Origin of the sequence: Pseudomonas sp. 21LCFQ02 (genome assembly GCF_024129895.2) — a bacterium.
Classification (GTDB): domain Bacteria; phylum Pseudomonadota; class Gammaproteobacteria; order Pseudomonadales; family Pseudomonadaceae; genus Aquipseudomonas.
This window is the reverse complement of record NZ_CM178749.1, coordinates 5176084-5201423: the sequence shown is the minus strand read 5'-3', so window position 1 is coordinate 5201423 and position 25340 is coordinate 5176084. Positions and strand designations below refer to the sequence as shown.

The following is a 25340-nucleotide window of genomic DNA, read 5'->3' as shown; positions in this document are numbered from 1 at the left end:
TTTGGGCGAAACCAAAGTAACTCGCCCGTCGGGGCGAAACCCGCAGCCCAGACAACCGCGGCAAAGACCCTTGCATAAAGCGAAAGGCCTTCGCGGTTAAAACCGCTCCTACGGCTTCACAAACTTCAAAGTGAACCGATCCGACTCCCCAATCGCCGCATATTTCGCCTTGTCCTGCTCGCCGAGCTTATAGGTCGGCGGCAGGCTCCAGACCCCGGCCGGGTAGTCCTTGGTGTCCTTGGGATTGGCATTGACCTCACTCTTGTCAGCCAGCTTGAACCCCGCATCCAGCGCCAGCTTCACCACGTAATCCGTCGGCAGATAACCGGTCTGCTTATTGCTCGCCAGATCCGTCCCATCCTTGGCTCGATGATCCTCCACACCCAAAACACCACCGGGCTTGAGCACCTTGAAAAACGCCGCAAACGTTGCCTCGGCGGTGTTCGCGTCGGTCCAGTTATGCACATTGCGGAACGTCAGCACCCGGTCTGCCGAAGCCGCCGGGCCGAATACCGGCGCCTTGGGATCGAACGCCACCACCTGGGCATTGGCAAAACGCTTTGGGTCATCCTTGAACCGGGCTTTGATCCGCTCTGCCGCCTTCTGGTAATACTCGCCGGAGGCCGGATCCTGCACCGCAGCGATGTAATGCCCGTGATCCTTGACCAGCGGCGAGATGATCTCGCTGTACCAGCCGCCACCTGGGCTGATCTCGATCACCGTCTGGTTGGCCTGCAAGCCGAAGAATTGCAGAGTCTCCTTGGGGTGACGATAGACATCCCTGGCACTGTTGTCTCTCGAGCGCCAGTCGCCCGCCAGCACCTCGGTGTATTGCTGGTCGCTGATCGTGACGGGATGGTTGGCCGCGTGGGTAACAGACGGTGCGAGCAGGGTCGTGAGGGTCAGAGCCAGGAGCGTCGGTTTCATATTCATCCTGAAAAAAGTGACTGTGAAGGAAACCTAACACGCGACTGTGTAACATCCTTGCAACATTTTCTGCTCTGCACCTAACCGACAGTTCTAATGCGCTGCACGCCAGCAATGATCGGCGTACCGCTATGCGGATCGCGCAGCAACTCGCATTTGACCCCGTACAATTGCTCGACCAGATCGCCGGTGACCACCTCGGCCGGCGCCCCTTCGGCCACGATGCGGCCGTCCTGCATCGCCACCAGATAATCGGCATAACGACAGGCGCTGGACAGGTCGTGAACCACCATGACGATGGTCTTGCCTGCTTTGGCCAGAGCGCCAATCAGCTCGAATACCTCGATCTGATGGCCGAGGTCCAGGGCCGAGGTGGGTTCGTCGAGCAGCAACAGCGGCGTGGCCTGGGCGATAGCCATGGCGATCCAGGCGCGCTGGCGCTGGCCGCCGGACATCGACTCCAGTGGTCGGTGCTCCAGCGCGCTCAGGTCGGCGGCGGCAATCGCCGCATCGACGATCAGCCGGTCCTGCTCCGACCACTGACTGAGCATACCTTGATGCGGCTGACGGCCGAAGCGCACCAGTTCATGGACGGTCAGGCCATCCGGGGCGCTGGCGTCCTGGGGCAACAGTGCCAGACGCCGGGCCACAGTGCGGGTCGGCAGCTCGCTGATGGCTTTGCCATCGAGCAGCACCGCACCGGCACTGGGCTTGTGCAGACGGCTGAGCCCGGCCAGCAAGGTCGACTTGCCGCAACCGTTGGGGCCGACAATCGCGGTGACCTGCTGCTGCGGCACGCGCAACGACAGCCCTTCAATGATCCGCGTGCGGGCGTAGTCCAGGCTCAGCTCCCGGGCTTGCAGGTCGGCAACCGGGGCATCGCTGTGCAGTAGCGCAGGGTTGAGGCTCATGGGGTACTCCGTGCGGGTTGGCGGGTCAGGATCCACAGCAGATAAGGGCCGCCAACGATGGCGGTGACGATGCCCACGGGAATTTCCAGCGGTGCCAGCAGGGTGCGTCCGCTCCAGTCGGCACAGACCATCAACAGCGCGCCGGCCAGTGCGGCATTGACTAGCGGCACGCCGCGATGGCCCGACAGGTAACGGGCCAGTTCCGGTGCGGCCAGGGCTATCAGGCCAACCGGGCCGACCACCGCGACTGCCAGCCCGGTGAGCAACACGGTCAGGGCGAGGATCATGATCCGCACCCGGCGCAGCGCGATGCCGAGCCCTTGTGCCACCTGGTCGTTGAAACGCAGGGTCGCCAGCGCACGGGTCAGGGCCAGGCAGCAGGGCAGCGCCAGCAACAGGCCGATGCCCAGGCTCTGGACCGCCAGCCAAGGCCGGGCGCTGAGGGTGCCGACGGTCCAGGGGTAGGCGAGGTTGGCGCTGTCGATGTCGGTGCGCGCCAGCATCAGGTTGGTCAGCGCGCCGAACACCGCGCCAACGCCAATGCCGACCACGATAAAGCGATAGCCACGCGAGCCGCTGCCGCCTAGCCCGAATGCCAGGGCGGCGGCGGTCAGTGCACCGAACAGCGCCAACCCCGAAGGGGCCAGGCTGGTAGGGATAGCGACAATCGATGCCACGGCGAAGGCGGTTGCGCCGTCGTCGATGCCGATCACGCCGGGGGTGGCCAAGCGGTTACGCGCCAGGGTTTGCAGCAGGCAGCCGGCCGCGCCCAGTGCTGCGCCACTCAGCAACCCGGCGAGCAGGCGCTCCAGGCGCAGCTCGCGGATCAGGAACACATTCAGGGCGTCGCCCTGGCCGAACAGTGCCAACCCGGCGCCCCACGGGCTGAGCCCGGCAGCGCCGCTGGCCAGGCTGACCGCGCAAACCACCAGCAACGCCAGCGTCAGGCCGCAGGTGGCGGCGGTGGCGCGCTTGGGCAACAGCAGCGAGTAACGACCCGTGCGGATCAGCCAGTAGCCGGCAAGCGGTGGCAGGTTCATAGGCGGGGAATCCTCTGACCACGCACCACGGCAATCAGGATCGGTGCGCCGATAAAGGCGGTAATGACCCCGATCGGCAGTTCGTAAGGGCGTACGCTCAGGCGCGACAGGATGTCGGCCAGAATCAGCACACAAGGGCCGAGCAATAGCGAAGGCAACAGGCTGCGACGGATGTCCGGGCCGACCAGACGCCGCGCCACGAAGGGTACAATCAGGCCAATGAAGCCGATCGGCCCGGCCGCCGAGGTGGCAGTGCCGACCAACAGCGCCACGGCGATCAACGCCCAGAAGCGTACCCACTGCGGATGATGGCCGAGCCCGCTGGCCATGCGTTCCCCCAGTGCCAGGCTGGCCAGCGGGCGGATCAGCGGCAGCAGCAACAACAGCCCGGCGATCACCCCCGGCACGCTCCACAGCAGCGTATCGGCCGAGCGACCGGCCAGGGCGCCGATGATCCAGAAACGGATTTCATCGGCGCTGCGTTGGTCGTGCAGCAGAATCAACGCGGTCAAGGCACTCAGCAGGCTGCTGAACGCCGCCCCGGCCAGCACCAGCCGCACCGGGTCATTGCCCAGCGTGGCGACCCGGCTGACCAGCAGCACCAGCAGGCAGCCGACCAGTGCTCCTGTGACCGCCACGCCCAGATTGACCGTCGCCGAGCTGGCGCCCCAGGCCACCGCCAGCACCACCGCCAGCGACGCCCCGGCACTGACGCCGAGCAGACCCGGCTCGGCCAGCGGGTTGCGGGTGGTGGCTTGCAAGACGATCCCGGCCGCGCCCAGCGCTGCGCCGACCAACAGGCCGAGCAGGGTGCGTGGCCAGCGCAGTTCGAAGACCACGAAGCGTTGTTCTGCGCTGCCTTGGCCAAGCAAGGTTCGCAAGGCCGATGCCGGGTTGGTGTCGCCCGCGCCGAACAACAGGCTGGCGAGGGTGACCAGCGCCAGCAAGCTGGCGCAGGCCAGGAGGGTGGTGCGGTAGGGCGGGTTGATTGCAGTCATCGTTACGTCTGAAGAGGGAGTCTTTATCCCGTAGGCGCGGTCGGGCGGCGATCCGCTTTAGCCGCGAAAGGCTTCGCAGCTAAAGCTGCTCCTACGCGAAGCTTCTTATGCCTTGTAGATCAAGGCTTGAGGAACACCTTCTCCAGATCATCCAGCACTTTATTGGCGGCCAGCGGGCCGGACCCGCTGGACCAGACCTGGCCGTCGACATCGATCACCTGCTTGTTGCGCACCGCGCCCAGACGCTCGAAAGCCGGTTGCTGACGTGCTGTTGCCAGGGTCTTGGCGCCATCGCTGTTGAGGCTGGCGACGAACAGCCAGTCGGCGTCGATCTTGCTCAGGTTCTCCAGGCTCAGGATGTCGCTGTGCGGCTTGCTCAGGCTGCTGGCCAGCTCAGTGCTCTTGAAGCCGGCGGCGCTCAGCAACTGACCGGCAAAGATCTTGCTCGACATGGTCATCGGCCCCTGCGGGTTCCAGCGCACCACCGAGACGCTTTGCCCGGCCGGGACGTTGGCTTTGAGTACCTCGATGCGCGTGTCGATGGCCTGCAGCACGGCCTTGCCTTGCGCTTCACGGTCCAGTGCCTTGGCGTAGAACCGCGTACCGTCCTGCCAGCCGGCGCTGCTGTTGCCCTTGGCCACCACGGTGGGCGCGATGCGGCTGTAGGCGGCGTACAGCTCTTTGTTGATGGTGCTGGAGGTCAGGATCAGGTCCGGCTTGAGCTTGAAAATCGCTTCAATATTCGGCGCCCGGCTGGTGCCGACGATAGCTGGATTGCCGGCCTTGTCTTTCAGGTAGCTGGAGACCTGGTCACTGCCACGGGTGGAGACCGTGCCGACCGGCTGGATACCCAGCGCCAGGGCGGTATCGAAGCTGTCCTCATCGAGGGTGATGACCCGCTGCGCGGTGCCTTGCAGTTTGATCGGCCCATAAGCGGTGTCGACAATGCGCTCGGCGGCGTGCAACGGGCCAGCCAGAAAGGCAAGCATCAGCAGGCTGAGGGTTTTGAGCATGGCGGGCGTCCTTTCAAGGCAAAGAGAAACGTCGGCGCCATAGCTGCAACAGGATAGGGAGAAACAGCAAATCCAGAGCGCTTGACGCATCAGTCAGGCGCTGGATGCTAGTTTTTCTCATTTGAGAGTAAAGCGTTTTTACATTTTATACATTGGCCGCTACGGGCCGGGTCAGCTGCGGTCGCGCTTCATCTGCAACACCAGAGTGAAGCGGTCATCGGGGTGGATCGTCTCCGAAGCGACAATCAACTCGCCGCTATCATCGCGATACTGGCGCAGAATCTTCAGCCCCGGCGAGCCCGGTTCGGCGTTGAGTTTTTTCGCCAGCGCGGCGTCAAGCAGTACCGCGCGTACCTGCTGGTCGATGACGTCGATATAGCGGCCAAAACCGGCCTCGATCAGGGTGGCGATCAGCACGCCGGGCTGCTCGCGGGCCTGCTCGATGACGTCGGCGTAATCGTCCTGGGCGTAGACATCGGTCCAGCACAACGGCGCATTGGGGTGCTCGCGGTCGATCCGCACACTGGACACACAAAAGTAATGCTCGCCCGGTTGCAGGCCAAGCCGCTTGGCCTGGGCAATGTCGGCGACAAAGTGGCGGACATCCTGAATATCGCGCTGCTGGGTCTCGGCCAGATGGGCAAGGTCCGACACCGTGGCCAGTGAGTGCGAATAGCCGCCGCGTGGCGAGCTGGCTTCGACCCGGGTGCCGACCCGTTTGCGCCGTGACACCAGACCCTGGGTCTGCAACTGGTTGATCGCGGCCCGCACTGTATGACGGCTGACTTCATAGAGCTCACACAGCTCGAATTCGGTCGGCAACAGGCTGCCCACCGGGTATTTCCCTGACCCGATGCCCTCCATCAAGTCCCTTGCCAGCACCGCATAGCGCGTTTCGTTCATGCCTTTTGTCAGCCTCGTCAGATCAACCGGTTGACAGTGTATCAGTGTGCTGGCAACAATTATGTACGGACATAATAAATATGTACGGCCAATAACAACATTTCAGGATACTGCCCCATGTCCACCACCGTTTTTGACTCCACTCTGTTTCGCGACATGTTCGGTACTGCCGAGATGCGCGGGGTGTTCTCCGACAAGGCGTTGATCGAGCGTTACATCGAGGTCGAAGTGGCCCTGGCGCGTGCCGAGGCGCGTTGCGGCGTAGTGCCGGTCGAAGCCGCCGAGCAGATCGCCGCGCTGTCGCGCTACGAGTCCCTTGACCTGGCACTGATGCAGCACGAGACCGAGATCGTCGGCTATCCGATCCTGCCGCTGGTCGAGCAACTGTCGAAACTCTGCGGTGAGGCAGGCCGCTACGTGCACTGGGGCGCGACCACCCAGGACATCATGGATACTGCCGTGGTGTTGCAGGTACGCGCCGCGCTGGCCATCGTCGAACGCGACATCCAGGCGGTGCGAGGCCTGCTGGCCGGTTTGGCGCAGCGCTATCGCGACACGCCGATGGCCGGCCGTACCCACCTGCAGCACGCCTTGCCGATCACCTTCGGCTACAAGTGCGCAGTCTGGCTGAGCATGTTCGACCGTCACGCCGAGCGCCTGCTGGAACTGCGTCCGCGGGTTGAAGTCGGGCAGTTCGCCGGCGCCGCCGGCACCCTGGCTTCGCTGGGTGACAAGGGCCTGGAAGTGCAAGAGGCGCTGATGGCCGAACTGGGGCTGGGTGTGCCGCAGGCGACCTGGCACGTGGCCCGCGACGGCCTGGCCGAGACGCTGAACTTCCTCGGTCTGGTTACCGGCTCGCTGGGCAAGATCGCCCTGGACATCATGATGATGATGACCAGCGAGCTGGGCGAAGCCTATGAGCCGTTCGTCAAGGGCCGTGGCGCCAGCAGCACCATGCCGCAGAAGCGCAACCCGATCAGTTGCGAATTGATGTACGCCGCCGCCAAAGGTGTGCGCCAGCAGGCCGGGCTGATGCTCGATGCGATGATCCAGGACTTCGAGCGCTCCACAGGTCCCTGGCAGGCCGAGTGGATTGCCATTCCGGAAGCCTTCGCGCTGAGCGCCGCCTCGCTGGGCCAGGCCAGATTCATGCTGGCAGGGCTAGATGTGCGCACCGAGCGGATGCGCGAGAACCTCGACATGACCCAGGGCCTGATCGTCGCTGAAGCCGTGATGATGGGCCTGGCCCCGGCACTGGGTCGTCAGGTTGCCCACGATGTGGTGTACGCCGCCTGCCGCCTGGCCAACGATCAGCGCATCAGCCTGCTCGATGCCTTGCTGGCCCAGGGCGAGGCCACTGCCGAACTGGACGTCGAAGAACTCAAGCGCCTGACCGACCCGGCCAACTACCTGGGCCTGGCGCCACAAATGGTCGACCTGGCCCTGGCGCGGCCCGGCGCCGTGCCACGTTAAGTCCTTGCGGGCCCTGCTGCCTGCGGGGCCCGACTTATTGCCGATCTATAACAACAACGAGAACGCAATCATGTCTGCAACTGCGAAAAAACCGCTGTACAAGGACCTTACCTTTCAGGTCGTCGCGGCTATGTTCCTGGGTATCGCCTTTGGCTTCATCGCACCGGAGCTGGCAGCCAAGTTCAAGATCCTTGGCGACATTTTCCTCAAGCTGATCAAGACCGCCGTTGCGCCACTGGTGTTTTTCACCGTGGTGCATGGCATTGCTTCGGCCGGCGATATCAAGCGCGTGGGCAAGGTCGGCTGGCGTGCGCTGCTCTACTTTGAAATCGTCTCGACCGTCGCTCTGGCCATTGGTCTGATCTGGGGCAACCTGCTGCAGATCGGGTCGGGCATGCACGATGCGCATCCGAGTAGCGCCGCCGCGGCTGCCTCCGCGGCAGCGGTTGCCAAGGGCCATGCGCCGACCTCGACCATGGACTTTATTTACGGCATCTTCCCGGACAATTTCGTCGGCGCATTCGCCGGCGGGCAATTGCTGCAGGTGCTGGTGATCTCGATCTTCTTCGGCTTTGCCCTGTTGGCCCTGAAGCAAGAGCGCCGGGAAGTCATTGAGGATGGCCTGAACCGGGTTTCCGAAGCGTTCTTTGAATTCATCAACCTGATCATGAAGTTCGCCCCGCTGGGCGCCTTCGGTTCGGTGGCCTACGCGGTGGGCAGCAACGGCACCGCCGTGCTGATGTCACTGGCCAACCTAGTGCTGATGTTCTACGTCTGTGTGGCGTTTTTCATCATCGTGGTGCTGGGCACGGTGTGCCGGTTGTCAGGCTTTAGCCTGTGGCGTTTTCTCAAGTACATCAAGGATGAGGTGTTCATTGTGCTGGGCACGGCGTCTTCGGAAAGCGCGCTGCCACGCCTGTTGCAGAAGCTGGAAAAATTCGGTTGCTCCAAGCAGAGCGTCGGCCTGGTGCTGCCCACCGGCTATGCCTTCAACCTCGACGGCACCTCGATCTACATGTCGCTGTGCGTGCTGTTCATCGCCAACGCTTACGGCGTGCCGCTGAGCTGGGAGCAGCAACTGGGGATTCTCGCCATCATGCTGGTGACCTCCAAGGGCGCGGCGGCGGTATCGGGCGGCAGCTTCGTGGTGTTCGCCGCCACCGTCACCGCCATCGGCGTGCTGCCGGCCGAGGGTCTGGCGCTGCTGTTTGGTGTGTACCGCTTCATGTCCATGGCGATTGCAACCTGCAACACCATCGGCAACAGCGTTGCCACCGTGGTGGTTGCCAAGTGGTCCGGCGAGTTTGCCGAGGACACTGCCAGGGCTGAATACACCCGCGTGCTGGGGCGTAGTCCGCAAGCCGCTTTGTAGTCAGCTTAAAAGCTTGGTCAGCAACCGGAGCGCCGGCCGGCCACTCCCAGCGGATTTGCGTAGTGCTCACATAGCTGAGCACTACGCAGACACGCTGGGAGTTGGCTTGGCCGACGAATGCGGCAGCTCAAGCGAACGCCACAACTCCAGCAGTGCCGGGTTGTGGTTGCCAATACGCCGAAACGCATGAATCTCCAGTTCGGTGCTCCAGCGTTGGTCGCCGGCGCGCACCAGCGTACCGTTGGCCAACTCGTCCGCCACCGCCGATTCCGGCAACCAGGCCACCCCATAGCCGCCGTGCACCATCTTTGCCAGGTGCATGGCCATGTCGGCTTCATGGCAACGCTCAAGCGCCGCCGGGGTTGCGGCGTTGCGCAGGATCAGATCGGTGACCCTGCCCAATAACGACGTCGCGGTATAGGCCAGATAGGGCAGCGGCGCCTCTACCGAGCCTGGCAGGGCATGCAGCGGCTGACCGCTTCGGTCCGGGCTGCAGATCGGCACCAGCGCGTCATGGCCCAGGCGCAGGCCGACGAATTTGTCCGGGTCGAGAAAGATCGGTGCCTGCGGGTGGCTGTAACCGAGCATCAGGTCGCAATGCCCTTCGGCCAGGGCAATCACCGCATCGTGGACGTTGGCCGACAACACCCGTGCGTTCAGCGCCGGTTGTTGCTGGCGATGATTGACCAGCCATTTGGGCACAAAGGTCATCGCCAGGGTATGCCCGGCCACTACCTGCAGCGAGCGCCCCGGCATACGGTCGCCACGGCGCAGGTCCGAGCGCAGTTCCATGAACAGCGCCAGGGCTTCTTTGCCCTGCTCGCAGAACGTCCGCCCGGCGCGGGTCAGCTGCACCGGGTAGGTGCTGCGGTCGACCAGTTCCACACCGACCCATTCTTCCAGCGAACGAATACGCCGCGACAACGCCGATTGAGTGATGCAGCGCTGGTCGGCGGCGCGGGAGAAGTTCTTGGTCTCGGCCACGGCCAGCAGGTCGTCGATCCATTTGGTGTGCATGGTGGGCTCGTTGTGTACAGGAGCGTTTTTGGGAGGCAGCGTTATGCCGGCAGGCTTGACGATTATGACCTCCGATTTGCGGCCATTGGCCAACTATTCCGATTTTGCATCAGGTTATGGTGCGATCTCATCACCTCGCCTTGCCGGCGCCCTTAGCCTGTGTCCAATCCGGCGATCCTTACGGGCCGCCGCCATCGACCGAGGGGCCTATGAACAACAAGAATCTGCCGAAATACATCGCCGCCGCCATTGTGCTGGGCATCATCGTGGGCTGGATCTGCAACCGCTATGCGGTGGACGAGCAGAGCGCCAAACGCATCGCCGGCTACTTCAGCCTGGTGACTGACATTTTCCTGCGCATGATCAAGATGATCATTGCACCGCTGGTTTTCGCCACGCTGGTGGGCGGCATCAGCAGCCTGGGCAGTTCCGGCTCGGTCGGCCGCATCGGTCTGCGCTCAATGCTCTGGTTTGTCAGCGCCTCGGTGTTCTCGCTGGCACTGGGCATGCTGCTGGTCAACGTCTTCCAGCCTGGCGCGGGCCTGAACATGACCGTCGCGCAGGTCAGCCAGGCGGGTGCAGTGGTCAATGCCGGTGACTTCAGCCTCAAGACCTTTATCAGCCATGTGTTCCCGCGCAGCATTGCCGAAGCCATGGCCAACAACGAAATCCTGCAGATCGTGGTGTTCTCGATCTTCTTCGGTCTGGGCCTGGCCTACCTGAAAAACCAGGGCCACTCGTTCATCGGTCAGGCGGTGGATGAACTGGCCAAGGTGATGTTCCGCATCACCGATTATGTGATGCTGTTTGCACCGGTCGGCGTGTTTGCAGCACTGGCAGCGGCAGTCACCACTCAGGGGATTGGTCTGTTGCTGGACTACAGCAAGCTGATCGGCCAGTTCTACCTGGGTATCCTGATTCTGTGGGCGACGCTGTTCGCGGTGGGGTATGTGTTTCTGGGCAAGCCGGTGCTGACCCTCGGCAAGCTGATTCGCGAGCCGGTGCTGCTGGCGTTCTCGACGGCGAGCAGCGAGTCGGCCTACCCGAAGACCATTGATGCCCTAGAGAAATTCGGCGCGTCCAAGAAGGTGTCGAGCTTCGTGCTGCCGCTGGGTTATTCGTTCAACCTTGATGGTTCGATGATGTATCAGGCCTTTGCCATCATGTTCATCGCCCAGGCCTACAACATCGACCTCAGCTTTACCCAGCAGTTGTTGATCCTGCTGACCCTGATGATCACCAGCAAGGGGATGGCCGGTGTGGCGCGGGCTTCGGTGGTTGTGGTGGCGGCGACCTTGCCGATGTTCAACCTGCCTGAAGCCGGCCTGCTGTTGATTCTGGCCATCGACCAGTTTCTCGACATGGGCCGTACCGCCACCAACGTAGTGGGCAATAGCATCGCCACGGCGGTGATCGCCAAACTCGAAGAGCGCCGCGACCTGCAAGCGCCACCGCAAGCGGACTCCCAACCCGGCGCGGCCCGCGCCTGATCGAGGCTAATCATGACTTCTCTGAACCCGGCGGCCGGCAAGGGCCGCACCCTGGGCATCATCGGCGGGCTGGGTGCTCTGGCCGGTGGTGACCTGTTCTTCAAACTGCTCAAGAGCCAGCCGCTGCTGGCCGATCAGGGTCGTTATCACCTGTTGTTCGAGCAGCGCCCGTTCAAGGACCTCAAGCGCACGCTGGATGCCGGGGCCAGCATGACCTCACGCAAGCTGTATGTGTTCCAGGCCTGCCAGCGCTTCGCCGAACAGGGGGCTGACGCGGTGTTGGTGCCCTGTTTCGCCAGCCATACCTTTCTCGATGAGCTGACCGCCGAACTGGAGGTGCCGGTGATCAATATGTTCGATGCGCTGCGCCAGTATCTGGCGCGCCAGTTCAGCCCAGGCAGCCACCTGGGGATATTGGCTTCCGATTATGTGCGGGCTGCGGGGCTATTTGAGCGGTTCCTGGGCGAGCAATACGTGCTTGTCTATCCGTCGGTGCAGAGCCAGGCGGCGCTGATGGAGGCGGTGTATGGCCGTAACGGCATCAAGGCCGGACAGCTGGACGGTAGCGCCCAGGAATTGCTGTATCAGGCAGGTCTGGAGCTGGTCGGGCAGGGCGCACAACTGTTGTTGCCGGGCATGACCGAGCTGTCGTTGCTCAGCGAAGCACTACAACAGCGCGGCCTGCAACTGCTGGACATCAACCGGCTGTATGCCGACTTTGCCGCTTGCAGTGAACCCGTCTCAGTCCGGGCGCCATTCAAGCTGGGGGTTGTCGGCGGCGTCGGGCCGGCGGCCACGGTGGACTTCATCGGCAAGGTGGTGCGCCATACCCCGGCCGGCAAGGATCAGGAGCACATCAAGCTGGTCGTGGAGCAGAACCCGCAGATTCCGGACCGCACCGCCAACCTGCTGCATCAGGACACTGACCCGACGGTGGCAATGTATGCCACCTGCAAACGCCTGCAGGAAGAGGGCGCCCAGGCCATCGCAATTCCGTGCAACACCGCCCACGCTTATGTGCAGCGCATCCAGGAACACTTGCAGGTGCCGATCATCAACATGCTCGACGAGACCGTCGGGCATATCGGCCGCACCTGCGGGCTGGACGCCAAGGTCGGACTGCTGGCGACCTCCGGGACGGTCCAGAGCCGCGTCTACCATGACGCCGCCGAGCGTCTGGGGTTGGCGCTGATGCTACCCGACCCGGCGCATCAGGCGCTGGTGATGAACGCGATATACGGCCCGGCCGGGGTCAAGGCCGGTTACACCCTGGGTGTGTGTCGCGAACAGTTGTTGCAGGCCGCCGCGCATCTGGTGCAGCAGGGCGCGCGGGTGCTGATTCTGGGCTGCACTGAGCTGCCGCTGATTTTGCCCCAGGCTGATGACTTCTTGATTGACGGCGTCAGTGTGGCGCTGGTCGATCCGACCACGGTGCTGGCCCGGCGCTGCGTGGCACTAGCGGCTGATCACCAACAGCCAGGGACTCCATTGGCTCAATTGCGCACCATGCGGCTGAGCCATGGCGCGTAGCGCCGCGTGCGGGTTGCGGGTGTCGTAAACCCCGGTGATGCGTTGTTCGGCCAAGTCTTGATCTCGTAACCAGACCTTGCCCGGCAGGTAGCGGCGCAGTTGCTCGACGACATCGCCCAGCCGGGCGTTTTCGGCAATCAACTGACCGTTGCGCCAACTGGCGATCCGGCCGGCAGGCAGGGTGTCGAGTTGGGCCAGATGCTTGTCACGGTCGAACACCAGCCGCTGGCCCACGGTCAGGCCGGCGCTGAGCAGGCGCGGCGAGCCAGGCTCCTGGACCTTGACCGAGCCGTGCTGGACCGCGACTTCGATGTGCTTACCGTCCACATCGACATTGAACGCCGTGCCGGTCACGGTCACGTCCAGGTCTTTGGCGTGCACCGTGAAGGGCTTGCCGGAGTCGGGCCTGACCTGAAAAAACGCTTGGCCGCTGAGCAAGTGAATACTCCGCCGCTCAGCCGAATAGTCCACCGCCAGGGCGCTGCCCGAATCCAGCACCGCCAGGCTGCCATCAGGCAATTGCACCTCGCGGCGCTCGCCCTGGGCGGTCAGGTAATCGGCTTGCAGGCGGGTACCGAGCTCAGGCGCAATCATCACCGTCAGGCACGCGGCCAATGCCGCGCTGGCGGCCCAGGCGAGCGTGCGCCGGCGCCGCGGGCGGGCTGGCAATGGAGCGGCAGGCGTAATAGAGAGCGGCGTTATGGGCGCAGCACTGGCAGCAGGCGGCACTGCTGGCCACAAATGCGCGGTGCTCGCCTGCATTTGCCCGGTCAACTGCCACACCTGCTCAGCCTTGCGCGCGGCTTCGGCGTTTTGCGCATCGGCTTGCTGCCACTGGCGAAATTGCGCCTGCAACTGGGCATCTTGCGGTGTCTGACGGACACGCAGCAGCCAGTCCAGAGCGATATCCAGACGGGCCTGGCGAGGTTCGGCGTGGGACATATCCGGCATGGCTCCAGCGGTTGGCGGGGTGGGCGAGGGTGGCACAGAGTGACCCTGGCAGGCAAAGGACGGATGTGCGGCGATTTTTTTCAGATTTTTTTCTGCGCCTTCAGTCATGACCACGTTCCAGACGGGTCGCGCAGTGGCTCAAGGCGTCATGAACCAGTTGATGGACCAGGCCCACTGAAATGCCCATCGCCGCCGCGACCTGCTGCAAGGTGTAGCCGCCCAGGCGATGCATCTCGAACGCGATGCGGGTGCGTTCAGGCAGTTGCAACAGCGCATCGGCCAGCCGCTGCAATTGATCCTGACTGGCGACCTGCTGCTCGGGCGACGCGGTACTGGCTGGCAAGTCGGCCAGCAGCGCATCACCGTCGGGCTGGCGCCGTTCGGTGGCCAGGCTGCGGGTCTGATCCAGCGCCAGATTGCGCACGATGCGATACAGATAGCCTAACGGATGGATGATCTCCAGATCGCCGGTTTGCCGGGCATTGAAGCGCAGCCAGGCTTCCTGCACCACATCCTCGGCACGCGCCCGGCAGCCGACAATAGGCGCGGCGTAATCGACCAGCGCGGCGCGATGGGTCAGGTAGAGGTCAAGTTTGCTGGCGGACGAATCCACGAAGATGAGTGCTCGAATAGCTGGGCAAGTGGCGGTATGTCCTGCCTTGAGCGGCGTATCCTACCTGTCTTCGATAATCATTATCAATTATGGGGTGTCGTCGCTGCTCTCAGCAGGCCGCATCGGGCCCGTGAGAGCCTGCTTGCAGGTGAGCGGCCCGGCACAGGCACTGCAATGCCGATGCCGACCCCTGCCATCAGAAAATGTAATCGGTGGTCAAAAAGCTCGACTCGCGGTTACGGATGATGTCACTGACCAGTGCCTTGTTACTTTCCAGGAATTTGGTCGCCACCAGGGTACGGATCGAGAACACCCGTAACGCATCGTGTACCGAAAGCGTGCCTTCGGCCGAGTTCTTGCGCCCGTTGAACGGGTACTGGTCAGGGCCGCGCTGGCACTGGGCGTTGATATTGATCCGCCCGACCTGATTGGCAAAGGCATCCACCAGCCGCCCGACCTGCGCCGAGTCGTTGCCAAAAATGCTCAACTGCTGGCCGTAGTCGGAGTCCAGCACGTAGTCGATCACTGTCTGTAGCTCGCGGTAGACCACCACCGGCACGACCGGGCCGAACTGCTCTTCGTGATAGACGCGCATGGCCGGGGTCACCGGGTAGAGCAGGGCGGGGTAGAAGAAATTCTCCAGTACTTCGCCACCGCCCTCGTTAATGACCCGCGCACCCTGGGCCACGGCATCGGCGACCAGACCTTGCAAATACTCGGTCTTGCCTGGCTCCGGCAACGGCGTCAGCGAAACCCCTGGCTCCCAGGGCATGCCGGGCTTGAGCTGGGCCAGTTTGCTCTGGAACTTGTCGAGAAACGCCTCGACCACGTCCTCATGCACGAACAGGATCTTCAGAGCCGTGCAGCGCTGGCCATTGAATGACAGGGAGCCTGTGATCGACTCGTTGACCGCGTTATCCAGATCCACATCCGGCAGCACGATCCCGGGGTTCTTGGCGTCCAGCCCCAGCACCGCGCGCAGGCGGTGCGGGCGCGGGTGCAGTTTTTTCAAATCGCTGGCGGCTTTGTTGGTGCCGATAAAGGCAAACACATCGACCTTGCCGCTGGCCATCAAGGCGCTGACCGTTTCCCGGCCACGGCCGTAGATCACGTTGATCACCCCGGCCGGGAAGCTGTCGCGGAACGCTTCCAGCAACGGGCGGATCAGCAGCACACCGAACTTGGCCGGTTTGAACACCACGGTATTGCCCATGATCAATGCCGGAATCAGGGTGGTGAAGGTTTCGTTGAGCGGGTAGTTGTACGGCCCCATGCACAGGGTCACGCCCAGCGGTACCCGGCGGATCTGGCCCAGCGTGTCCTGCTCCAGCTCGAAGCGGCTCGAACGCCGGTCGAGCTCCTTGAGGGCATTGATGGTGTCAGTGATGTAGTCGCAGGTACGGTCGAACTCCTTCTCGGAGTCTTTGAGATTCTTGCCGATTTCCCACATCAGCAGCCGTACCACCGGCTCACGCTGCTCGCGCATGCGCTTGAGAAACTGCTCTACATGCTGGATCCGCTCGACCACCCGCATGGTTGGCCAGGCGCCCTGACCCCGGTCATAGGCACGCACCGCGGCATTCAGTGCCGTCATCGCCGTATCGGCATCCATCAGCGGGGTACTGCCGAGAATCACCGGCTCCAGCGCGTCGCCCCGGTGCACCGAAATCGGGCTGCGCACCGGGGCCAGAACGCCGGGCCAGGTTTCCAGAATGCCATCGACCAGATACTCGCGCTGCTCAATGGCCGGGCCCGGACGCCAGACCTCCGGGATCTGTTCGGCGGTGGGGAACAGGGATTGAAGACGGCTATCCTGCGGCATGACATTCACCTCGCTGTGATCGTTTGGGAAGGGATGGGCCAAGGCCACACTACGCCAGCTGGCTGAGTGGAAGAAGCCCGGATTGGGGCTGGCTGGCAGTTTTTCCGGAATTTTCTCGGGACGTGTTGACTTGCGTTTTGAAATCAGTAGGATAGCCCGCATTCCGCGATAGCTCAGTTGGTAGAGCAAGTGACTGTTAATCACTGGGTCCCTGGTTCGAGTCCAGGTCGTGGAGCCAGATAAAAGAAAAGGGCGATTGCTGAGAGGCAATCGCCCTTTTTCGTTTCAGCGCGTTGTGGGCGTGAGCGGCGCAGACAGGTCTGACGGCCTTGATGCGAAGTTGCTGATTTTTCTGAAATTTTTCTGGCCGGGTGTTGACTTGTAAAACGAGCGGAGTATGATTGCACCCATTCCGCGATAGCTCAGTTGGTAGAGCAAGTGACTGTTAATCACTGGGTCCCTGGTTCGAGTCCAGGTCGTGGAGCCAGACCAAGAGAAGGGCGACTACTGAGAGGTAGTCGCCCTTTTTCGTTTTTGCAGGTTTCTGTCGTTCACCGCTTCATGTCTGCATTCACGCAGGGCTGGTCTGGATGTCTGGCGCTGACTGCCTCGCTGACGTTCTTGATGGTGCCCGATAGCGTTCATCTGCCTTCTGTACTGATGCGTAACTGCTCCAGCAAAAAACGACGCGCAGCGCGAGAGGCCGTGCTGATGCTGCTTGGATGCTGAATTCGATAGCATTGAATACGCTGCTGTAGCTTGAATCGCCAGAGTTGATTAAGCGCGATTCCCTGCTCGCAGAAATCGCCCAGCTCGCTGCATACACTCGATTCGCCCTTGTGAGGAAAGTAGCCTTGGCGAAACTTTGCACTGCTGGCACCGTTCGCGAAAATAATGATGTCGGGCTGCAGGATCTTTACTTGGGCTTTAAGCAACTGCTCTGAGATTGCCAACAGTTTTTTGAAGTGCTCCCAGCGCACCGGAGACTTCTTGTTCCAGGCGAAGCAGAACAGGTTTGCCCAGGCGATAGCTGCAGAACCATGTTGGTCGGCCAGATCGCGCAGCAGATTGAAGAAACTTTCGCCCCGGTCTCTGGGGCGGGTTATGAACCTGGCAAGGTGGTCTTGCTGGGTCGCCATGGCTTTGCAGATATACGTTTCCAGGCTCTCGAATGTTTCTTCGCCTTTAAGCACGTCCCAGCGGCGGGTTTCACGCCCGACCACCAGAATTTTTTGCGGTGCGCATTGGTAGTCAGGCGAGGTGCCCGGCAGGAACAGGCCAGAAAGCTTGGCGTATTGCGCTTCGTGGGATCGGCTACGATCAAGCCAGTGCTGTGGCAGCCCTTTGAGTATTTCGTGGTAGGCACTGGCCAAGCGTTGTTGCGTGTTATCCATTCGCAGCGTCCTGAGTGATATTGTCGTAATATCAAAAACAGCGAAGGCATTCAAATTGTGTTTAAGGGTGTGCAAGTCTGTAGTTGATGTGCAGTCACACGTACCGACTCCGCCCATACGTCCACTCCATTCATGACCTTTCAAGGACGAGCAATGGCTACCAGCTACTCAACACCCGGCGTGTACATCAATGAAGTCAACGCCTTCCCCAATTCTGTGGTGCCGGTAGCCACGGCGGTACCGGCGTTCATCGGTTACACGCCACGGGCGGACTATCAAGGCCAGTCGTTCTATAACAAGGCGCAGAAAATTTCCTCGTTCGCCGAGTTTCAGGCGTTGTTCATGCTTGATAATCCGCCGCCACCGGCGGACCCGGCACGGCAATACAGCCCGCAGTACTATCTGGTGCCGCAGTCGTCGGAACCCGCGCCCGCAGACGCCCTGACCCTCAACGGCCAGTGTTATGCGGTGTTGCCTGACCCCAACACCCTTTATTACCTGTACAACAGTGTGCAGTTGTTTTACCAGAATGGTGGCGGCGATGCCTACATCGTGGCTGTGGGCACTTATGGCCCTGCCAGCCACAAGCCGCTGGCAGCCCCGGCCGCTGCGGTGGTCAATCCCAATGTGCAACTGACTGATCTGCAACGCGGTCTGGCCTTGTTGCGCAACGAACCGGAACCGACCCTGTACATCTGCCCTGAAGCCACACTGCTGTCGGTTGCCGACAACGGCACGCTGATGCAAGGGATGCTGTTGCAGGCTCAGCAGATGGGCACGGCAGTGTGTGTTTTCGACGTGATTGGTGGCGCCAATCCGGACCCGGTTCTGTACACACAAGACATCCAGACCTTCCGCGATAATACGGGCAGCAATGGCTTGAGCTACGGCGTGGCCTACTATCCGTTTATCGGCACTACCATCATGCAGCAGGCGGATATCGACTTCACCAACCTGTTCGGTGGTGATGTCAGCCGGTTGGCTGCGCTGCTCAACCCGCCTTCGGCACCCAATCCGGCGGCGGCCAAGCTGTTGGAGATGATTCAAAATCCGCCGGCCAACCCGATGAGCAATAGCCAGTTGCAAGCCGCATTGCTCAGTGCCAGTGCGGTCTACAGCCAGATCGTCACTCAGGTACTGGCGTGCGCCAACCTGCTGCCGCCCAGTGGTGCGATGGCCGGTGTCTACACCGTTAACGATAACAACAACGGAGTGTGGCAAGCGCCGGCCAACGTCGGGATCGTGGGCGCCATCGACCTGCCGATCTGCTTAACGGACGATCAGCAGGCCTATCTGAATATCGACGCGGTGTCTGGTGAGTCGATCAATGCCATCCGTTTTTTCAACGGCCAGGGCATTCTGGTCTGGGGCGCGCGTACGCTGGACGGCAACAGCCAGGACTGGCGCTACATTTCAGTACGGCGCACCGTGATTTTCCTGGAGCAATCGATAAAACAGGCCGTCAGGTCCTATGTTTTCCAGCCCAACGATGCCAACACCTGGGCTGCAGTGAAATCCATGATTACCAGTTTCCTGACCCAGGTCTGGCAGGAGGGCGGGTTGCAAGGAGCCTCACCAGCGGATGCATTTCAAGTCGATGTAGGTTTGGGAAGCACGATGACCGCCGACGATTTACTCAACGGCTACCTGAACGTATCCGTGAAGGTCGCAGTCGTGCATCCGACAGAGTTTCTGGTCATCAGCTTCCAGCAGCAACAGGCCAAATCCGGCTGACTCAAAGGTGTCCGGATGGTTGAATCGCTGAGCGTGGTGAGCAGATTTTCAGCCTGGATTTTACAAAATGTCACAACAAGCGCCTGTTTCAAAAATCTGATCACTCGTCCTGCCAATGCGCGGCACTGTCAGGCTCAGCCGCGCAGCGTCCATCCTCCAAACGTCTCATGCGCCGCGGTAACCCGCGACGCAGAGCGTTCCAACAGCTATTGGCTGCGTTTCAACGGTATCCTATTCGTTGCGCGTCATAATGTAACGAAAGTGTAAAGTACCGTTTGTGAGCATTAAGTTTGTTTGTAAGTGGATTGTGCTGATTTCAAATCGCCATTACCTTGCGCGACAGATTTTGTTGTCCGGCTAGTCAAGGGAGTGTGCCGTTGAAAATCGTCCATAAAGTCAGCATGGCCGCTGCAGCTGTATTGTTTCTCACCACCGGTCTGTTATCGGTTTCTCAGGTCACCCAGGTGCGCAGTTCGCTGGATCGTCAGGTCTCTGCCAGCATTGCCGAGTCCAGTGGTGCGCTGGCCCGGCAGATTGAAAACTGGCTGGGAGCCAAGCTCAAACTCATCGATCTGGTGGCGCAGAACATCGACAGCGATTACAGCCCCGCGCATGTATTACGCGTCATCCACAGCCCGATGCTCAGCGATGAATTCATCATGATCTTCGGCGCGCTGCAAAGTGATGGCAAACCCATTTCCAACCTTTCGTCCTGGAAGCCCAAGGCCGACTGGGATGGTCGCACACGGCCCTGGTATGCAACCGGCAAGGCAGCCGACAAAGCCGTGCTGAGCGATCCCTATGTGGATTCAACGACCCAGGAAACCCTGATTTCCGCCGTGGTGCCGCTGCGTGATAAAGGCCAGTTCCTGGGGGTGATGGGCGGTGACATTCGTTTGAAGGCGATCAGTGATGCGGTCAACACCCTGGACTTCAACGGGGCGGGCTACGCGTTTTTGCTCAGCAAGAACGGCAATATCATTTCGCACCCCAACACAGAGCTCAACGCCAAAAACTACAGTGAACTGTTTGCCGGCCAGCAGCCGACGTTGACCGGCAAACTTCAGGAGGTTCAGGTTGATGGCAAGGACCTGCTGGTGGCCTTCACCCCGTTGGCCAACCTGCGCAGTGCTGACTGGTACATCGGGGTTGTGCTTGATGAAAAGATCGTCATGGCCGAGGCCGACAACCTGAGCAAGTGGGCGATCATCGCCACCGTGCTGGGGGTCATCATCAGCCTGCTGCTGTTGAGTACCTTCATGAAGCAGCTGCTCAAGCCGCTTGACCTGCTTCAACGTTCGATCAAAGAGGTCAATAGCGGCGAGGGCGACCTGACCCGCCGCTTGCCTGCCCATGGCAACGATGAAGTGGCGAGTGTGTCTCGGGAATTCAACCTGTTTCTCGAAACCCTGCAAGGCTTGATCGGTCAGGTGCTGGGCTCGTCGCGCCAAGTGCGCGAGAGCACCGCAGCAACCTCTCGCGAAGCGACCCAGGCCGATAGCCGCTTGCAGCGTCAGTTGCAGGAGCTCGATCAGTTGGCCACTGCGATGCAGGAAATGTCCTCGACCGCCGATGACGTGGCCCACAACGCTCAGGCCGCCGCGCAGGCGGCACTGGCGGCAAACCAGGAAGCGGAAAGCGGCGAACACGTGGTGCAGCGTTCAACCGAGGCGATCCGACATCTGGCGGTCGAAATGGAGGAAACCGGCCAGGCGATCCTGGAGCTGGCGCGGTTCAGCGACAACATCGAGTCGATTCTGGGGGTCATTACCAGCATCGCCGAGCAGACTAACCTGCTGGCGCTCAACGCGGCGATTGAGGCCGCCCGTGCCGGTGAGTCAGGACGTGGTTTTGCCGTGGTGGCCGATGAGGTGCGGACCCTGGCGTCGCGCACCCAGCAATCGACCGAGGAAATCCGCCAGATGATCGATCAGTTGCAGTCTGGCGTGCAGCAAGCCGAGTCACGCATGCAAAAAAACCGCGATAGCGCGAGCAGAACCGCCGAACAGGCCGGTGCGGCCAACCAGATGCTGGTGCGAATCCGTCAGGCGATTGTGCGCATCAACGACATGAACACCCAGATCGCAACGGCGGCCGAAGAGCAAAGCGCGACCACCGAAGAGATCAACCGCAACACCACCAACATTCGTGACCTCAGCCACGAAGTGGCGGCCGGTACTGAAGAGCAGGTGCGCCAGTGCTCGATGATGGTCGAGCAGGTGCAGCAGCAGGGGCAGTTGTTGGGGCGTTTCAACGTGTGACGCTTAGGCTTGAATCACTGCGCGAGCGACGCCGCGCGTAAACGGCGCCATAGCGGTTACTTCGGCTCGCTGGCCTGATCAGCCTGGAACTTCTTCACCACTTCGTGGGCGATCTTGAAGCTGTCCAGCGCCGCAGGCACGCCGCAATAGATGCAGGCCTGGAGGAGGATTTCCTGGATTTCCTCCGGGGTGACGCCGTTGTTCAGCGCGCCCAGCACATGCAGGCGAACTTCATTGGGGCGGTTCAGGGCGGTGAGCATGGCCAGGTTGAGCATGCTGCGGGTCTTGCGCTCAAGGCCCGGCCGGGTCCAGACCTCGCCCCAACACCATTCGGTGGTGATCTTCTGCATCGGAATCATGAAGTCTTCAACCTCATTGACCGAGCGATCCACATATTCAGCGCCCAGCACTTCGCGGCGTACTTGCAGGCCTTTCTTGAATTGCGGGTTATCGAACTCATCGCGCAACGGCATGGTGCGGTCCTCTTCTCGGCGGCTTCAGGTCACGGTGGGTCGGTCGCTGGTATACCAGCGACATCAGGCTCTACTTTAGCCGCTTCTTCGAATGACGAAAAAGTCATAGTTTTTATCCAGTGCATTCCTGCCTGGAATGTGGTCAGTGGCAGGCATGCCGGTATGATGGCTTGATTGCGCTCACCGCACGTCTGAACAATAGGACCACTTGCTGCCATGCCCCATAGTCATCCGCCGTACGTTTTGTCCATCCAGTCCCATGTCGCTCTAGGCCATGTCGGCAACGACGCCGCCGTATTTCCGTTACAGCGCCTGGGGTTCGAAGTCTTGCCGGTGCACACCGTGCAGTTTTCCAATCACACCGGTTACGGTCAGTTTCGCGGTCAGGTGTTCGATGCCGAGCACATTCGCGAGGTGCTCGCCGGGTTGCGTGACCGGGGCGTGTTGTCCAGGGTCTCGGCGGTGCTGTCGGGTTATCTGGGCGATGCGGGGATCGGTGCAGTGATCCTTGAGGCGGTCGACGAGATTCGTCGCGACAACCCGGCGGTGCGTTATCTGTGTGACCCGGTGATGGGCGACGTGGGGCGTGGGGTGTTCGTCAACCCGGCGATTCCGGATTTTCTGCGCAACCTGGCCATACCTCACGCGACGATTGTCACGCCCAATCAGTTCGAGTTCGAGCTGCTCACCGGCAGCCGGCTTGTCAGTGTTGAAGATGCAGTGCGCACCGCGCGGCAACTGCGCGGCCGTGGGCCGGATGTGGTGGTGATCACCAGCCTGGCCACGCCGGATATTCCTGCCGATCAGCTCGGTACGCTGGCGGTCAACGGCGAGGGCGCCTGGTTGGTCAACACCCCGCGTCTGGCCCTGCATCCACTGCCCAACGGCATGGGCGACGTGTTCTCGGCGACCTTGCTGGCGCGCCTGCTCAGCGGCCAGCCGCTGCCGCGTGCGCTGGAATTGGCCACCGCGACGCTGTTCGGGCTGGTCAAGGCCACCGCCGAAGGCTCGCGTGACTTGCCGCTGGTGGTGGCGCAAGAGCAGATCGTGGCGCCGCTGGAGGCCTATCCGGCGGTGGCGCTCTAGCCGAAACAGCGCAACCAGCGGCAGATTGAGCGTCATGCCTAGTGATATGTATATACAATAAGCCCGTTAACTGTGCCTGATGTGGCAGTTATCGGGCTTTCTTTTGTCTGGAGGTTGACCTTTTCGCGGGATGAGCGCTAAATGTATATACATTAAACAAGAAAAGGCATGACAAATGCTCTCCACTGCATCCGGGCGCCTGCTCTGGCGCGAGGTCACCCTGTTTGACGGGCAGCAGCAACTGCCTGAGCCCATGGCCGTGCTGGTCGAGCAAGGCCGCGTTGCGGCGCTCTGGGCAGAGAAGGACTTTGATCCTGTGCTGGCTGTAGGCACCGAAGAGGCAGGGCGGGGCGGGGTGATGACGCCGGGGCTGGTCGACTGCCATACCCACCTGGTGTATGCCGGTGATCGCGCAGTGGAGTTCGAGCAGCGTTTGCAGGGCGTCAGTTACGAGCAGATCGCCCGCGCCGGTGGCGGGATTCTCAGCACCGTGCGTGCCACCCGCGCTGCCACGGAAGATGAGCTGATCGCGGCCAGCCTGCCGCGTCTGGACGCCTTGCTGGCCGATGGTGTGACCACCGTCGAGATCAAGTCCGGCTACGGCCTGACCCTTGAAGACGAACTGAAGATGCTGCGTGTGGCGCGCCGCCTGGGTACGCTGCGACCGGTCCGGGTCGTCACCACCTTGCTCGGCGCCCATGCCTTGCCGCCCGAATATGCCGGCAACAGTGACGGCTACATTGATCTGGTCTGCCAGCAGATGATCCCGGCCGCTGCGCAACAGGGGCTGGCCGATGCCGTCGATGTGTTCTGCGAAGGTATCGCCTTTTCACCGGCGCAATGTGAGCGAGTATTCCAGGCGGCCATCGCCCATGGCCTGGCGATCAAGGCGCATGCCGAGCAGTTGTCGAACCTGGGTGGCAGCGCGCTGGCCGCACGCTATGGCGCCCTGTCGGTGGACCATATCGAATACCTCGACGAGGCCGGCGTACGTGCCATGGCCGAGTCCGGCACCGCTGCGGTGCTGCTGCCGGGTGCCTTCCATGTACTGCGCGAGACCCAGCAGCCGCCGATTGCCCTGTTGCGCCAGTACGGCATCCCTATGGCCCTGGCCAGCGATGCCAACCCCGGCACCTCGCCGATCTGCCTGCCGACCCTGATGGCCAATCTGGCCTGCACGTTTTTCCGTCTGACCCCCACCGAAGCCCTGGCCGGCATGACCGCCCATGCGGCCTATGCGCTGGGCCACAAGGAGCTGGGTCGGATCGCCGTGGGCGCACCGGCCGACTTGTGCCTGTGGGATGTCCGTCACCCGGCCGAACTTGCCTATGCCATTCAGGCTGGCCGTCTGCGCCAGCGCGTTTTTGCAGGAGTCGTTACTTATGTTCGCTGATCGTCAGAGCCTGGACGCCTGGAGCGGGCGCGTCGATCCGGAGCAGGACAGCGCGCGCTGGCACCAGCGCATCCAGCCCTGGGCTGCGAGCGCGGTCCCTGGTCTGGCGCTGCTGGGTTTTGCCTGTGACGAAGGTGTGCGCCGCAACCACGGCCGTACCGGCGCAGCGGCCGGGCCGCTGGCGATGCGCAAGGCGCTGGCCAATCTGGCCTGGCATCGCCAGGGGCCGGCTTACGATGCCGGTGACGTGGTCTGTGATGACGCTGATCTGGAGGCCGCGCAGCAACGTTTGGCCGACGGTGTGTGCCGGCTGCTCGACGACGGCCACCTGCCGGTGGTGCTCGGTGGCGGTCATGAAGTGGCGTACGGCAGTTGGTCGGGACTGGCGCAGCACTTTGCCGGGCGGGCGGACACCCCACGCATCGGCATCGTCAACTTCGATGCGCACTTCGACTTGCGAGATTTCAGCCAGACCCGTTCCTCTGGCACGCCGTTTTCACAGATCGCCGAGCAATGCGCCGCGCGTGGCTGGCCGTTTTTGTATGCCTGTGTCGGTGTAAGCCGCGCCAGCAATACCCAGGCGTTGTTCAACCGCGCAACCGAGCTCGATGTGCTGGTCCGTGAGGATCACCAGATCCGCGAAGCCACGCTGCAGGTGATCGGTGATGAGCTGCACGCGTTTGCCCGCAGCTGTGACGCGCTGTACCTGACCATCGACATCGATGTACTGCCGGCCAGCGAAGCGCCAGGCGTCAGCGCGCCGGCGGCGCGGGGCGTGCCCATGCACCTGCTCGAACCGCTGATCGAGCGCTTGCGTGACAGCGGTCGGTTGCGGCTGATCGACCTGGCGGAGCTCAACCCCACGTTCGATATCGACAGCCACACCGCCAAGGCGGCGGCGCGGCTGATTCATACCCTGGCGCTAGGCGGCTGAACGCT

21 protein-coding genes, 2 tRNA genes and 1 pseudogene are annotated in these 25340 nt (G+C 62.0%); 12 read left to right on the top strand and 12 right to left on the bottom strand.

What is annotated here, in order from left to right; translation table 11 throughout:
• Window positions 1-108: 108 nt before the first annotated feature.
• The 6 genes from NJC40_RS23485 to NJC40_RS23460 form a co-directional block, all read right to left on the bottom strand.
• On the bottom strand, window positions 109-927 hold the full coding sequence (locus tag NJC40_RS23485) for a class I SAM-dependent methyltransferase (RefSeq protein WP_253141817.1): 819 nt from the start codon (window positions 925-927) through the stop codon (window positions 109-111).
• Window positions 928-1007: 80 nt separating this feature from the next.
• Window positions 1008-1838 (bottom strand): ABC transporter ATP-binding protein, encoded by an 831-nt coding sequence (locus tag NJC40_RS23480; protein WP_045492389.1) that lies wholly within the window; start codon window positions 1836-1838, stop codon window positions 1008-1010.
• Entirely contained in the window at window positions 1835-2878 is a 1044-nt protein-coding gene (locus tag NJC40_RS23475) for a FecCD family ABC transporter permease (RefSeq protein WP_253141819.1), read from the bottom strand. Before NJC40_RS23475 ends, NJC40_RS23480 begins: the two co-directional genes overlap by 4 nt.
• Window positions 2875-3876, bottom strand: a complete 1002-nt coding sequence (locus tag NJC40_RS23470) for a FecCD family ABC transporter permease (protein ID WP_253141821.1) — start codon at window positions 3874-3876, stop codon at window positions 2875-2877. Before NJC40_RS23470 ends, NJC40_RS23475 begins: the two co-directional genes overlap by 4 nt.
• Before the next feature lie 119 nt (window positions 3877-3995).
• Complete coding sequence (locus NJC40_RS23465) at window positions 3996-4889, bottom strand: ABC transporter substrate-binding protein (RefSeq protein ID WP_253141823.1); 894 nt, start codon at window positions 4887-4889, stop codon at window positions 3996-3998.
• 171 nt (window positions 4890-5060) lie between these two features.
• Complete coding sequence (locus NJC40_RS23460; protein WP_045492381.1) at window positions 5061-5792, bottom strand: GntR family transcriptional regulator; 732 nt, start codon at window positions 5790-5792, stop codon at window positions 5061-5063.
• A 117-nt stretch (window positions 5793-5909) separates the two neighbouring features.
• Here NJC40_RS23460 and NJC40_RS23455 point away from each other — a divergent pair, with 117 nt between their 5' ends.
• Together NJC40_RS23455 and dctA are read left to right on the top strand one after the other, a co-directional pair.
• Entirely contained in the window at window positions 5910-7265 is a 1356-nt protein-coding gene (locus NJC40_RS23455; protein WP_253141825.1) for a class-II fumarase/aspartase family protein, read from the top strand.
• 70 nt (window positions 7266-7335) lie between these two features.
• Window positions 7336-8637 (top strand): C4-dicarboxylate transporter DctA, encoded by a 1302-nt coding sequence (gene dctA / locus NJC40_RS23450; protein ID WP_045494962.1) that lies wholly within the window; start codon window positions 7336-7338, stop codon window positions 8635-8637.
• 81 nt (window positions 8638-8718) lie between these two features.
• Here the strand turns inward: dctA and NJC40_RS23445 are convergent, their stop codons facing one another.
• Window positions 8719-9654, bottom strand: coding sequence for a LysR substrate-binding domain-containing protein (locus tag NJC40_RS23445; protein ID WP_253141827.1), 936 nt, complete (start codon window positions 9652-9654; stop codon window positions 8719-8721).
• 209 nt (window positions 9655-9863) lie between these two features.
• Between NJC40_RS23445 and NJC40_RS23440 the strand changes: the two genes are divergently transcribed.
• Together NJC40_RS23440 and cuyB are read left to right on the top strand one after the other, a co-directional pair.
• The gene (locus NJC40_RS23440) at window positions 9864-11144 is read left to right on the top strand and encodes a dicarboxylate/amino acid:cation symporter (protein WP_253141829.1); all 1281 of its coding nucleotides are present in this window, start codon (window positions 9864-9866) and stop codon (window positions 11142-11144) included.
• A 12-nt stretch (window positions 11145-11156) separates the two neighbouring features.
• On the top strand, window positions 11157-12674 hold the full coding sequence (gene cuyB, locus NJC40_RS23435) for a cysteate racemase (protein ID WP_253141831.1): 1518 nt from the start codon (window positions 11157-11159) through the stop codon (window positions 12672-12674).
• Here the strand turns inward: cuyB and NJC40_RS23430 are convergent.
• The 3 genes from NJC40_RS23430 to NJC40_RS23420 form a co-directional block, all read right to left on the bottom strand.
• Complete coding sequence (locus NJC40_RS23430; RefSeq protein WP_253141834.1) at window positions 12600-13616, bottom strand: FecR family protein; 1017 nt, start codon at window positions 13614-13616, stop codon at window positions 12600-12602. The two genes, cuyB and NJC40_RS23430, sit on opposite strands and share 75 nt — an antisense overlap.
• A gap of 109 nt (window positions 13617-13725) precedes the next feature.
• Window positions 13726-14238, bottom strand: a complete 513-nt coding sequence (locus NJC40_RS23425) for a sigma-70 family RNA polymerase sigma factor (protein ID WP_253141837.1) — start codon at window positions 14236-14238, stop codon at window positions 13726-13728.
• 196 nt (window positions 14239-14434) lie between these two features.
• Window positions 14435-16060: an NADP-dependent glyceraldehyde-3-phosphate dehydrogenase gene (locus NJC40_RS23420; protein WP_253141840.1), complete on the bottom strand. Its 1626-nt coding sequence runs from the start codon at window positions 16058-16060 to the stop codon at window positions 14435-14437.
• A gap of 162 nt (window positions 16061-16222) precedes the next feature.
• Here NJC40_RS23420 and NJC40_RS23415 point away from each other — a divergent pair.
• A tRNA-Asn gene (locus NJC40_RS23415) sits at window positions 16223-16298 on the top strand.
• A 173-nt stretch (window positions 16299-16471) separates the two neighbouring features.
• Window positions 16472-16547, top strand: a tRNA-Asn gene (locus NJC40_RS23410).
• A 154-nt stretch (window positions 16548-16701) separates the two neighbouring features.
• On the opposite strand, the gene NJC40_RS23405 is transcribed toward NJC40_RS23410, so the two are convergent.
• Window positions 16702-17454 carry a hypothetical protein gene (locus tag NJC40_RS23405; protein WP_253116014.1) on the bottom strand — a complete coding sequence of 251 codons (753 nt, stop codon included), beginning with the start codon at window positions 17452-17454 and terminating at the stop codon, window positions 16702-16704.
• A gap of 153 nt (window positions 17455-17607) precedes the next feature.
• Between NJC40_RS23405 and NJC40_RS23400 the strand changes: the two genes are divergently transcribed.
• From NJC40_RS23400 to NJC40_RS23390, 3 genes and pseudogenes are all read left to right on the top strand, one after another.
• Window positions 17608-19188, top strand: a complete 1581-nt coding sequence (locus NJC40_RS23400) for a phage tail sheath family protein (protein ID WP_253141842.1) — start codon at window positions 17608-17610, stop codon at window positions 19186-19188.
• Between the two features lie 401 nt (window positions 19189-19589).
• Window positions 19590-20543: pseudogene (locus NJC40_RS23395) on the top strand (cache domain-containing protein); the annotation flags it as partial.
• Window positions 20544-20735: 192 nt separating this feature from the next.
• Entirely contained in the window at window positions 20736-21449 is a 714-nt protein-coding gene (locus NJC40_RS23390) for a methyl-accepting chemotaxis protein (protein ID WP_492180589.1), read from the top strand.
• Between the two features lie 56 nt (window positions 21450-21505).
• Here NJC40_RS23390 and NJC40_RS23385 read toward each other — a convergent pair whose 3' ends face one another.
• On the bottom strand, window positions 21506-21922 hold the full coding sequence (locus NJC40_RS23385) for a carboxymuconolactone decarboxylase family protein (RefSeq protein WP_253141845.1): 417 nt from the start codon (window positions 21920-21922) through the stop codon (window positions 21506-21508).
• A 216-nt stretch (window positions 21923-22138) separates the two neighbouring features.
• Here NJC40_RS23385 and pdxY point away from each other — a divergent pair, with 216 nt between their 5' ends.
• The 3 genes from pdxY (at window position 22139) to hutG (ending at window position 25335) form a co-directional block, all read left to right on the top strand.
• A complete protein-coding gene (pdxY, locus tag NJC40_RS23380) occupies window positions 22139-23008 on the top strand; it encodes a pyridoxal kinase PdxY (protein ID WP_253116004.1) in 870 nt (289 codons plus the stop codon).
• Window positions 23009-23183: 175 nt separating this feature from the next.
• Complete coding sequence (gene hutI, locus NJC40_RS23375; protein ID WP_253141847.1) at window positions 23184-24401, top strand: imidazolonepropionase; 1218 nt, start codon at window positions 23184-23186, stop codon at window positions 24399-24401.
• Window positions 24391-25335: a formimidoylglutamase gene (gene hutG, locus NJC40_RS23370; RefSeq protein WP_253141848.1), complete on the top strand. Its 945-nt coding sequence runs from the start codon at window positions 24391-24393 to the stop codon at window positions 25333-25335. The genes hutI and hutG overlap by 11 nt, the downstream gene beginning before the upstream one ends.
• Window positions 25336-25340: the final 5 nt, after the last annotated feature.